12 protein-coding genes and 1 pseudogene are annotated in these 11,556 nt (G+C 58.5%); 9 read left to right on the forward strand and 4 right to left on the reverse strand.

Annotated features, from left to right (window positions below; all coding sequences use genetic code 11):
- Both ADK28_RS19645 and ADK28_RS19650 read left to right on the forward strand, forming a co-directional pair.
- Window positions 1–218, forward strand: a pseudogene (locus ADK28_RS19645) (glutamine synthetase); the annotation flags it as partial.
- Window positions 219–753: 535 nt separating this feature from the next.
- A complete protein-coding gene (locus tag ADK28_RS19650) occupies window positions 754–2,121 on the forward strand; it encodes an APC family permease (protein WP_004935642.1) in 1,368 nt (455 codons plus the stop codon).
- 71 nt (window positions 2,122–2,192) lie between these two features.
- On the opposite strand, the gene sbcB is transcribed toward ADK28_RS19650, so the two are convergent.
- The 3 genes from sbcB to ADK28_RS19665 all read right to left on the reverse strand — a co-directional run bounded on the left by sbcB (window position 2,193) and on the right by ADK28_RS19665 (window position 4,160).
- A complete protein-coding gene (sbcB, locus tag ADK28_RS19655) occupies window positions 2,193–3,620 on the reverse strand; it encodes an exodeoxyribonuclease I (RefSeq protein WP_016927002.1) in 1,428 nt (475 codons plus the stop codon).
- A gap of 90 nt (window positions 3,621–3,710) precedes the next feature.
- Entirely contained in the window at window positions 3,711–3,899 is a 189-nt protein-coding gene (locus ADK28_RS19660; RefSeq protein WP_016927003.1) for a DNA polymerase III subunit theta, read from the reverse strand.
- 54 nt (window positions 3,900–3,953) lie between these two features.
- Window positions 3,954–4,160, reverse strand: a complete 207-nt coding sequence (locus tag ADK28_RS19665; RefSeq protein WP_016927004.1) for a hypothetical protein — start codon at window positions 4,158–4,160, stop codon at window positions 3,954–3,956.
- Between the two features lie 258 nt (window positions 4,161–4,418).
- Between ADK28_RS19665 and ADK28_RS19670 the strand changes: the two genes are divergently transcribed.
- Entirely contained in the window at window positions 4,419–5,528 is a 1,110-nt protein-coding gene (locus tag ADK28_RS19670) for an SDR family oxidoreductase (protein WP_033641387.1), read from the forward strand.
- Window positions 5,529–5,562: 34 nt separating this feature from the next.
- On the opposite strand, the gene ADK28_RS19675 is transcribed toward ADK28_RS19670, so the two are convergent.
- The gene (locus ADK28_RS19675; protein ID WP_019453597.1) at window positions 5,563–6,309 is read right to left on the reverse strand and encodes a S24 family peptidase; all 747 of its coding nucleotides are present in this window, start codon (window positions 6,307–6,309) and stop codon (window positions 5,563–5,565) included.
- A gap of 175 nt (window positions 6,310–6,484) precedes the next feature.
- Here ADK28_RS19675 and ADK28_RS19680 point away from each other — a divergent pair, with 175 nt between their 5' ends.
- From ADK28_RS19680 to ADK28_RS30385, 6 genes are all read left to right on the forward strand, one after another.
- Window positions 6,485–7,252: an N-acetylmuramoyl-L-alanine amidase gene (locus ADK28_RS19680; RefSeq protein WP_048796451.1), complete on the forward strand. Its 768-nt coding sequence runs from the start codon at window positions 6,485–6,487 to the stop codon at window positions 7,250–7,252.
- 94 nt (window positions 7,253–7,346) lie between these two features.
- Complete coding sequence (locus ADK28_RS19685; protein WP_016927008.1) at window positions 7,347–8,414, forward strand: FUSC family protein; 1,068 nt, start codon at window positions 7,347–7,349, stop codon at window positions 8,412–8,414.
- Between the two features lie 160 nt (window positions 8,415–8,574).
- Entirely contained in the window at window positions 8,575–8,892 is a 318-nt protein-coding gene (tmaR, locus tag ADK28_RS19690) for a PTS system regulator TmaR (RefSeq protein ID WP_004935612.1), read from the forward strand.
- A 354-nt stretch (window positions 8,893–9,246) separates the two neighbouring features.
- Window positions 9,247–10,314: an erythritol/L-threitol dehydrogenase gene (locus ADK28_RS19695; RefSeq protein WP_016927009.1), complete on the forward strand. Its 1,068-nt coding sequence runs from the start codon at window positions 9,247–9,249 to the stop codon at window positions 10,312–10,314.
- A 135-nt stretch (window positions 10,315–10,449) separates the two neighbouring features.
- Window positions 10,450–11,367, forward strand: coding sequence for an ABC transporter substrate-binding protein (locus tag ADK28_RS19700; protein ID WP_016927010.1), 918 nt, complete (start codon window positions 10,450–10,452; stop codon window positions 11,365–11,367).
- 53 nt (window positions 11,368–11,420) lie between these two features.
- Window positions 11,421–11,556: ATP-binding cassette domain-containing protein (locus tag ADK28_RS30385; protein ID WP_126186445.1), on the forward strand; the 136-nt coding region annotated here is incomplete at its 3' end.

Raw genomic sequence — 11,556 nt, forward strand, 5'->3', positions numbered from 1 at the left:
CTGAGCCGGTGACCGGCAACGGGCTGGAGCAGGAGGGGCTGCCGCTGCCGATCCGCCAGAGCGATGCGCTGTACGAGTTTGAACATCAGCACGCGTTGACCCACTATCTGGGCGAGCGTTTCACCCAAGTGTATCACGCCTGCAAGACGGACGAATTGCTGCAGTTTGAACGGCGGGTGACGGAAACCGAGATCGACTGGATGTTGAAAAATGCCTGAATGGGCGTATAAAGTAAGAAGTATGTGCGGGCGACCGGCCTGCCGGTAGCGGATTAATTCGCCTGCCGGGCTGTTTTTCCGTTCGATCGACAAAAAGAATTTGTATTTGAGGGCTTCCGGATCTTGTCATCCGGAGGCATTCTGGTGCAAAATATCTCAAATGCAGATAGCCGACGTTTTGAAAGCGTCGGTTATTTTTTTTGCATTTAGTTTTACCAACGTAGCGTTTCATACACCAAGCGAGGCCGGACACCGATCCGGATAGATAAATAGTTTCGTGCACGATCAAACAAAACTTTATGGTCGTGACTCATGAGGATTAGAAAGATGGGGCAATTTTTCACTTTAGCGCCGGTGCCCGCCGGTTTCCGCTGTGGCCGCAGCGACTATGGAGCAGCCGAGGTTACCTCGACCCGTTATCCAGCTTACAATCCCCTTCTTTTAGAATTAAGTCGCTCGTTGCGAAGTTTCCCCGCAACCTTAAGTCTTGGCGTGTCCGCCATCCGCAAGGCTCAAGGTAAGGGGGGGCTGAACAATGTCCGATAACACCCTTAACGCCGCTCCGGCTCAGCGCACTCAGCTGCGTAAAACCCTGACATTGGTTCCGGTAGTGATGATGGGTCTGGCTTATCTGCAGCCAATGACCATCTTCGATACCTTCGGCATCGTATCCGGCCTGACCGATGGTCACGTCGCGACCGCGTACGCCTTCGCTCTGCTGGCGATCCTGTTTACCGCCCTGAGCTACGGCAAGCTGGTGAAGAAGTTCCCTTCCGCCGGTTCCGCCTACACCTACGCCCAGAAAGCCATCAGTCCGCACGTCGGTTTTATGGTGGGCTGGTCATCGCTGCTGGACTACCTGTTCATGCCGATGATCAACATTTTGCTGGCCAAGATTTACCTGGAAGCGATCTTCCCGGGCGTCCCGTCCTGGATCTTCGTGGCGGTGCTGGTCGGGTTGATGACGATTTTTAACCTGCGCGGCATCAAGCTGGTGGCTAACCTGAACTCCATCATCGTGGTGGTGCAGGTGGCGATCATGATCGTGTTCCTGGGCCTGGTGATCAACGGCGTTTACCACGGCGAAGGCGCCGGTACGCTGGTCAGCAGCCGCCCGTTCTGGTCCGATAACGCTCACGTGGTGCCGATGATTACCGGCGCGACCATCCTGTGCTTCTCGTTCCTGGGCTTCGACGGCATCAGCTCGCTGTCCGAAGAAACCAAAGACGCAGAGAAAGTGATCCCGAAAGCCATCTTCCTGACGGCGCTGATCGGCGGCATCATCTTTATCGTGGTGTCTTACTTCGTGCAGCTGTATTTCCCGGACATCTCGCGCTTCAAGGATCCTGACGCGTCGCAGCCTGAAATCATGCTGTACGTGGCGGGCAAGTTCTTCCAGTCGGTGATCCTGGTGTTCTCCTGCGTGACGGTATTGGCGTCAGGCATGGCGGCGCACGCGGGCGTTTCGCGTCTGATGTACGTGATGGGCCGCGACGGCGTGTTCCCGACTCGCTTCTTCGGCTATGTGCATCCGAAGTGGCGTACCCCGGCGCTGAACGTGCTGCTGGTTGGCGCCATCGCGCTGTCCGCAGTGTCGTTTGACCTGGTGACCGCGACTGCGCTGATCAACTTCGGTGCGCTGGTGGCCTTCACCTTCGTCAACCTGTCGGTGATCTCGCAGTTCTATATTCGCGACAAGATGAACCGCACCGTGAAGGACACGTTCAACTACCTGATCTTGCCGGTGATGGGCGCACTGACCGTCGGCGCGCTGTGGATCAACCTGGAAGCCAGCTCGATGACGCTGGGCCTGGTCTGGGCGGCCATCGGCCTGATCTACCTGGCCTTCGTCACCCGCAGCTTCCGTCTGCCGGTGCCGCAAGCGAGCGAAGACGCCGCCTAAGCGCGAGCCGTCTCCTCAGCCACAAAAAAGGCCGCTTTCGCGGCCTTTTCCTTTTCTGCTTGCTGCGGGTTTTATCCCACCAACTCTTTGCCGTAATCGAACAGCGCTTTCAGCAGGGCGGTTTTCTCTTTGTCGCCTTCGTGCAGGTTATACAGCGATTCGAGCTGCAGCAGGTAACTCTGCACGCGCTCCGCGCTCAAGGCTTCCTGACGGTGTTGCAGCCAGCGGCGCTGCTCGGCGTCGTCCAGCGTATTCGGGTAGTTGCGCGCGCGGAAGCGGAACAGCAGCTCTTTCATGCGGCCGTCGCTGAAGGCCAGATCCAGCGCCGGCAGGTTCTGCGGCTTGGTCTGCTGGATAATCCTCATCGCCGCCTTGTCGGCGTCGCTGAAGAAACCGTCGTACAAGCGGGCGTCGACGTCGTCGGCGCCTTTGAACGGCTCGGCTTCGGCGAACAGCGCGACCACTTTCTCGCGCACTTCCGGATGCTGTTTCAGCAGCTGCAGATTTTGCAGACACGCCTGACGATCGATGCCCAGCCGCTCGGCGTTCTCCGGCAGCAAGGTTTTGGCCGGCGCCAGCACCGGACATTTGTTGATGTGCACCAGCTTGATCGGCACCGGCGCCTGATCCGGCGCCAGATCGTCGCGGCGGGTGTACAGCCGTTCACGCAGTTGCTCGGCGCTCAGCGTCAACAGCGGCGTCATGTCGCCGGCCAGATCGCACATGATCACCGCGTTCTTGTTGTCCGGGTGCCAGGCCAACGGCGACACCCAGCTGGTGTTGCCGCGCGCCGCGCCGAACATGCCGGAGACGTGCACCAGCGGCGTCATGTCGGCGACGTCGATCAGGGCGTTCAGCTTGTGCTTGTTGCGGTGCTGCAGCAGGAAATCGAACAGCCGCGGCTGCGCCTGCTTGACCAGCTTGGCCATCGCGATGGTGGCGTAAACGTCCGACATCGCATCGTGAGCCTGCGTGTGTTCGACGCCGTTGGCGCGCGTGAGGTGTTCGAGGCGGAAGCTGGGGAAACCGTCTTCGTTTTCCGGCCAGACGATGCCGTCCGGACGCAGGGCGTAGCAGGCGCGCATCACATCCAGCAGATCCCAACGCGAGTTGCCGTTTTGCCAGCTGTAGGCATAGGGATCGTAGAAGTTGCGATAGAAGATATTGCGGCTCACTTCGTCATCGAAACGGATGTTGTTGTAACCGAGAATGCAGGTGCCGGCCACGCTGAAGGCCTGATGGATTTGGCGGGTGAACTCGGCCTCGTTAACGCCTTTGGCTCGCGCCACCTGCGGCGTGATGCCGGTGATCATCACCGCCTCGGGTTCCGGCAGGTAGTCGTCGGCCGGGGCGCAGTAGATGACCAGCGGCTCTTCGATAATGTTGAAATCCATATCGGTGCGCACGCCGGCGAACTGCGCCGGGCGGTCCAGCGACGGGCTCTTGCCGAAGGTCTCATAGTCGTGAATGTAAAATGTGGCCGTTGCCTTGCTGCTCAAAATCGCGTCTCTTCAGTGGCGGATACAATATGCCCCTATTGTAACGGCGTGGGGAGCGATGCCAAGCGGCGGTTAGCGAAATGCGCGCAATTACGCACGGCGATAGAAATCCAGCCGCTGATGAAAGTAGGGGAGCAGGTGATCGGGGATCTGTCGTTCTGTTTCCGCCTGGGTCGAGGCGATGCCGTAGCGCTCGTTGTAGATCACGCTGATGGCCAGCAAATCGGTTTCTATTTTCTCGCGTTGCGCCTGCGGTAAGCTATCCAGCTTTCGAACCATCGTTATCTCCCTGTTAACCCTAGGGTATAATAGGATCGTTAGCGGGTCTTGTCCCTACCCATTCCGAGGGGAGGTGGACGCTTGAGCGCTTTGCTGTGAGCTGGAAGTCAGACTGTGACGCGCGGCGAACTCGCTCTGCGCCTGGTGCGCATTGAGGCGATCCGCCCGGTTATACAGCGAACAGGCGCCGCTTATCACCGCCCCCCAAAACAGGGTGCACAGCAGTAAAACCCCCAACCAGATTTTTTGGTTATAGGTCATAAGTCCTCCACGGACGAAAAGGGAAATAACATTGACCGTTAAATTAAATCAGGCACTACATCAATGGTATTTAAACGGCGGAGATTAATCATGGAATCTACGCGGTTCTTTTGTTACTAAACCCAGGATGGATGTTTCAAAAGATTCCTTAAGATAATATTAAGAAAAGTGAGTCTGGGCGCCGTAATTCTATTTAATATTTGTTTAAATATCCGCAGATACAATCTCCCACATTCAATGCCAATGTGGGTGACAATGATGAAAACGCTACTGTTGACCGGTGCTACCGGCTTTCTCGGTGGTGCAGTTCTTGAAAAATTATTGATTGAAAATCAGTCTATTAATTATCTTTTGCTGGTGCGCGCCGATGATGCGCAGCAAGGGCTGGCCCGTATTCGCGCGAATATGGAAAAGTTTAATATCGACGCGAATCTGCTGTCTAAAATTACGATGGAAAATATATTGTTGGGCGATCTTTCCGAGCCGGCTGACTTTTTAACTGACGCACGTATTAACAATGTCACGCACGTTATTAACTGCGCGGCCGTTGCTTCATTTGGTAATAACCCGCTCATTTGGAAGGTAAACGTAGAAGGCACTCTGGCCTTTGCTGAAAGAATGGCGCAGGTGCCGGGATTAAAACGCTTCCTGCACGTCGGCACCGCCATGTCCTGTTCGCCGGAGCCGGGTTCGCTGGTGGCGGAGAGCGGCGAGTTTGAGGAGGACGCCGAGCACCTGGTGGAATATACCCGTTCCAAATCCACCATCGAACAGCTGATGCGCCAGCGCTGCCCGCAAATGCCGTTGACCATCGCTCGTCCGTCGATTGTGGTGGGGCACACCCGCCTGGGCTGCCAGCCTTCCAGCAGCATTTTCTGGGTGTTTGGCATGGCGCTGATGCTGCGCAAGTTCATGTGCTCGCTGCAGGACAATATCGACGTGATCCCGGCGGACTACTGCGCGGATGCGCTGGTGATGCTGATGAACAGCGAAACGCTGGAGAACGACGTTTATCACATCTCCGCCGGTGAGGAGAGCAGCGTCAGCTTTGCTGAAATTGACAACGCCATGGCGGCGGCCCTGGAAAAAGCGCCGGTGGGCGATGAGTATGCGCAGGTGACCTATGACGCACTGGTGAAAATGCGCCGTCAGCTGAAAGACATTTTCGGCCCGTGCAACGAGCGGCTGATGCTCAAAGCGATGCGCCTGTACGGCTCGTTCGCCATGCTCAACGTGCGTTTCAGCAACGAGAAGATCCTCAAGCTTGGCATGCCGAAACCGCCGCGTTTCACCGACTACATCGCCGGCTGCGTGCAGTCGACGCGCGGGCTGTCTATCCAGCAGCAGATGGTGGTGGACTTCAAATAACCGCCGGGCGCAACGGGCGCCCGAGGTTGCTCTGCTACCAGGACGAAGACGACCAGAAGACGCGGCCGAGCACCACCAGTTGCTCCTTGCGCTGCTGATAGCTGAGATGCTCGTCCTGGTACTCTTCCCGGTTGAGGGAGCGGATGATGACGCCGCCGTCCGGTTGCTCGATCAGCACCTTCACCCGCAGCAAATTGCCGTGGCGGATGGCGTAGGTCTTGCCCTCGCGGATGCGCGTGTCGTCGGTGTTGATGCCGACCACGTCGCCGTCCTGCAGGCGCGGTTCCATGCTGGAGCCGGAGATGCGGATAATGCGCGCGGCGTTGACCGCCACCCCCATCTTGTGCAGATAGTAACGGCGGAAGATCAGCGAAAACTCCTCGCGATCGACGATTTCGTAGCAGCCGTCGCCGGCGGAAAAATCAATATCCAGCAGCGGGATCTCCACAAACTCTTCCTTGTCTTGTTCGGTATCTTCCCATACCACCGGTTTCAAACGGGCGGGCTGGAAGTCCGACTCCGCCGCCACGTTGTCAAACGGGCGCACCAGCTGCTTTTCGTGAAACACGTCGAACCAGCCTTTGGGCAAATTCAGCCTGGCCTCGATCCGCCTGGCCAGATTGTCGCCAAGATTGCGGGAGGATTTTTCCCCGATGATTTGGCTCAGCGTCGGCGCGGAAGACTCAACCAGCGTGGCGAACTCATTCTGGTTGACGCCTTGCCGGGCGTAGCGGGCCATCAATTCGCGCAGATTGTTGCGCCTGATTTCTTTAGTTTCCATCGTGCAATGATCGCACTCTTTAGCAAAAAGGTAAATAACGTTTTTGCTAAAAAACACTTGCGCATAATTTAGCAATTAGCTAAAACAAAAGGGTGGACCAAGGGTTCACCCGTGCGGGGCGGCCTGTCATGATGAGGGGCCGCTCAGTGAAATCAAACGAGAGAGGGACTTTACGATGTACAAGATTGATTACAATAGCTACCGATCGGTCGCCAGCTTCGGCCACCGCGTGCGTTTTCTGGTGCTGCACTACACGGCGCAAAACTTCGCCGACTCGGTGACGTCATTGACCGGAAAATCGGTCAGCGCGCACTACCTGGTGCCGGATCCGACCGAGGCGACCTATCAGGCGGCCGGCTTCAGCGGCGTGCGCATCTTCAACCTGGTGGACGAGAACGAGCGCGCCTGGCATGCCGGCACCAGCCAGTGGGGCACCCGCAGCAATATCAACGACACCTCGATCGGCATCGAGATCGTCAACCTGGCGAGCGGCGACGGTGAAAACATCACCTTCCCGCCGTTCAATCCGCAGCAGATCGAGGCGGTCACCCAGCTGGCGCAGAACATTCTGCAGCGTTATCCGGACATCTCGCCGGTGAACGTGGTGGCGCACTCCGACATCGCGCCGGGCCGCAAGAGCGATCCGGGCCCGCAGTTCCCGTGGCAGCAGCTGTATCAGGCCGGCGTCGGCGCCTGGTATGACGAAGCGACCAAGCAGCAGCGTCAGCAGGAATACTGCAGCCAGGGCCTGCCGGCGCAGGCCGATCTGCTGAAACTGTTCGCCCAATACGGCTATGACACCTCGGCGGCGAACACCGCAGAAGGCTATCGCCAGCTGGTGCGCGCGTTCCAGCTGCACTTCCGTCCGCAGAAGTATGACGGCGTGATGGATGTCGAAACCGCCGCCGTTCTGCGCGCGCTGGTCGACAAGTACGCCGCCTGAGCCTGACCGCGAATGGGGGACGCCTCATTCGCCTTTTCCTCGCCGGGCTTCCTCCGCTAAAATAGCGGCCTGGCTGGTCTTTATCGGAGGCATCGTGCGCCTCGATCGAAAAATCTCTCCCCTTGAACTGCTGACCTATCGCCACTATCGCGTCGTTCACGGCGTGCGCATCGGGCTGGCGTTTATCCTGACCTTTCTGCTGATCCGCCTGCTGGCGGTGCCCGAAGGCACCTGGCCGCTGATCACCCTGGTGGTGGTGATGGGGCCGATCTCGTTTTGGGGCAACGTGCTGCAGCGGGCGCTGCAACGCATTGCCGGCACGGTGTTTGGCGCCGCGTCCGGTCTGATCGCCCTGTATCTGGAACTCTATTCGCTGCCGCTGATGCTGGTCTGGTGCGGCGTGGTGATGTTCGTCTGCGGTTACCTGACGCTCGGCAAACGGCCGTATATGGCGCTGCTGGTGGGGATCACGCTGGCGGTGGTGTGCGGCGCGGGCGCCGGCGACATGCACACTGCGCTTTGGCGCAGCGGCGACGTGATCTTCGGCTCGCTGCTGGCGCTGCTGTTCACCAGCATCTACCCGCAGCGCGCCTACATTCTGTGGCGCATGCAAATGGCGGACTGCCTGCAAACCGCCGCCCGAATTTACGGTGCCTACTTTTCGCCGAACGTCATTGAGCGGCCGCGGCTGGAGCCGCAGCTCAAGGATCTGTTGAATCAGGTGGTGAAGCTGCGCAGCCTGATCGTGCCCGCCAGCAAGGAAACCCGCATCCCCAAAGCGGTGTTCGAGGCGGTGCAAACCCTCAGCCGCAATCTGGTGTGCACGCTGGAACTGATGGCCGACGCCTACTGGGCTTCGCGCGAAACGCACTTCATCATGCTGAACGCCCGCACGCTGCGCAGCACCCAACTGCTGACGCTGAGCTCGCTGGAATCGCTGGCGCTGCTGATGCGCGAAGGGCCACAGGCGCAGCGGCAGGCGGCGGCGGGGCAGCTGGCGGAGATCGCCGGCGAGCTGAAAACGCTGATGCAGGAGGTCAGCCTCGGCCAGCACGGCGAAGCGCCGATTTACGGCTATGTCTGGCTCAGCATGGAGCTGGCGCAGCAGCTGGAAGAGTTGGGGGATCTGCTCCAGGTCTGCACCGCCGCCGGGCGTGAATAAGGGGTCAGATCATGAAGGCGGCGCTTTGGGTTTTGGCCGCCGGGGCAAAGTGGGTAAGATAAGGCAATCACTGTTGTGCCGGACCGCCACAAACCTGTATCTTGGTGCCATGTGGCCGTAAGCAAATGAATCTGTGTATTACTAAAGCAAGGGTATAAAGATGGATAATGCAAATAAGCCGAGTTTCCAGGACGTGCTGGAGTTTGTGCGTATGTTCCGCCGCAAAAACAAACTGCAACGCGAGATCGTCGACAACGAAAAGAAAATTCGTGATAACCAGAAGCGCGTGCTGCTGCTCGACAACCTGAGCGAGTACATCAAGCCCGGCATGAGCATTGAAGACATTCAGGGCATCATCGCCAACATGCGCAGCGACTATGAAGATCGCGTTGATGACTACATCATCAAAAATGCCGATCTGTCCAAAGAGCGCCGCGAGCTGTCCAAAAAGCTGAAAGCGATGGGCGAAGTGAAGTAACCCGCTTTATCGGGCCGGGCGCGATGCCTGGCCCGCATTCCTGCCAATCATCTTCTTCCTGGCGTTTCGATCATCTCCCGATCCTCATCGATCCCGTAAATGGGATCGTGATCCGCATTTGTAGCATTTTTAGCCGCAATGTTAACGAACTGTGATTTTGCTCAAACAATTCTTTTTGCAGCTTTGGTTATATGTCGATCAATGTTCACGTTGTCATTTTGAGTTTTCGAGATGTTTTATGATTAATTTATTGAAATTTAACATGTTGTTTCGTTGCTCGTTTTTTGTTGAATAAAAATGACAACGTCAACATTTAGAATTTTCAAGCGTTTAACGAGTGTATTGGAGGAAGAGATGAGCCAGTTGCCGGAAAAAATGCGCGCGGTCGTTTGCCACGGCCCGCAGGACTACCGTTTCGAACAGGTGCCCACGCCGCTGCCGAAGGCGCGCGAGCTGGTGATCAAGGTGGAAGGCTGCGGCATCTGCGCCGGCGACTGCAAGTGCAAGAACGGCGCGCAGATGTTTTGGGGGGAGAACCCGTGGGTCAAACCGCCGGTGGTGCCGGGACATGAGTTCTACGGCCGCATCGCCGCGCTGGGCGAGGGCGCGGAAGGCAAATACCGGATCGGTGAGCGGGTGATCGCCGAGCAGATCGTGCCGTGCTGGGAGTGCCGTTACTGCAAATCCGGCAGTTACTGGATGTGTGAGACGCATAACATTTACGGCTTCCAGAAAGACGTGGCGGAGGGCGGCATGGCGGAATACATGCGCTTTTCTGAGAACGCCATCGTCCACAAGATCCCGGAAAGCCTGAGCCATGAAGACGCGGTGCTGATCGAACCGATGGCCTGCGCCATCCACACCGTGGCGCGCGGCGACATCCAACTGGACGACGTGGTGGTGTTGGCCGGCGCCGGGCCGCTCGGGCTGTGCATGGTGCAGGTGGCGCGCCTGAAGACGCCGAAGAAACTGATCGTGATCGACGCCATCGACGAGCGGCTGGCGCTGGCGAAGGAATTCGGCGCCGACGTAGTGATCAACCCGCTGAAGGAAGATGCCGACCAGATCGTCAAATCGCTGACCGGCGGCTACGGCTGCGACGTGTATATCGAGGCCACCGGCGCGCCGATCGGCGTCACCCAGGGGCTGCAGATGATCCGCAAGCTGGGCCGCTTCGTGGAGTTCAGCGTGTTCGGCAAGGAAACCACCGTCGATTGGTCCATCATCGGCGATCGCAAGGAGCTGGACATTCGCGGCGCGCACCTGGCGCCCTACAGCTATGAAATCGCCATCGATCTGTTCGAACGCGGGCTGGTGACTTCCAACGGCGTGGTCACCCACAGCTATTCATTGAACGACTGGGACGAAGCCTTCGCCCTGGCGGACTCGACCGACTCCATCAAGGTGATCCTGGTTCCCTGATTTTCCCGCCGTACCGCTGTTGCAGTCACGATCGCCGGCCCGTTCGCAATGGGGGGCCGGTTGGTCGGCCAAACGTAAAGACATGCTGTTGCTCTGATAACCACAACAAGAAGCTTCCCTACAGGAGAATTGGCTATGTTTTCATTATTCAAAAAGACCCTGCCTTTTATCGTCGCCGGTGGAATGTTGGCGGCCAGCCAGGTGGCGCTGGCCAAGCAAATCACTATCGGTATGTCGTTCCAGGAAATGAACAACGACTACTTCGTCACCATGAAGCAGGCGCTGGATCAGGCGGCGGCGGATATCGGCGCCAAGGTGTACGTGGCCGATGCGCGCCATGACGTCGCCAAACAGATCGGCGACGTGGAAGACATGCTGCAGAAGAAGGTGGATATCCTGCTGATCAACCCGACCGATTCGGTGGGGGTGCAGTCGGCGGTGATCTCCGCCCATAAGGCCGGCGCGGTGGTGGTAGCGATCGACGCGCAGGCGGAAGGGCCGCTGGACTCGTTCGTCGGATCGGAAAACTACGACGCCGGCTTCCAGGCGGGCGAATACCTGGCGAAAGCGCTGGGCGGCAAAGGCAAGGTGGCGATCCTCGACGGCATCCCGGTGGTGCCGATCCTGGAGCGTGTGCGCGGCTTTGAAGCGGCGATGAAAAAATACCCCGACATCAAGATCGTCACCAAGCAAAACGGCAAGCAGGAACGCGACACCGCGCTGACCGTGACCGAAAACATGCTGCAGTCGGCGCCGGATCTGGCGGGCATCTTCAGCGTCAACGACGTCGGCGCGCTCGGCGCCCTGGCTGCGATCGAAAGCAACGGCGCCAAGGTTAAGCTGGTGAGCGTCGACGGCCAGCCGGAAGCCATCAAAGAGATCCTCAAGCCGAATTCGCCGTTTATCGCCACCTCGGCGCAGTTCCCGCGCGACCAGCTGCGCATCGCGCTCGGCATTGCGCTGGCCCGCTACTGGGGCGCCACGGTGCCGAAAACCGTGCCGGTCAAAGTGAAGCTGATCGACCGCAGCAATGCGGCCGGCTTTAGCTGGTAACAGCGGCCGGTTCGCCCCGCTGCGGCGGGGCGTTCGGCGCGGAGGGCAATGCGGTGACACCTTTACTGGAACTGAAGCGAATCAAGAAAAGCTTTCCCGGCGTGAAGGCGCTGGACGGCATCGATCTGGCCATTCAACGCGGCGAGGTGCACGCCCTGCTGGGCGAAAACGGCGCCGGCAAATCGACGC

Source organism: Serratia sp. 506_PEND (assembly GCF_001076875.1).
Lineage (GTDB): Bacteria > Pseudomonadota > Gammaproteobacteria > Enterobacterales > Enterobacteriaceae > Serratia > Serratia marcescens.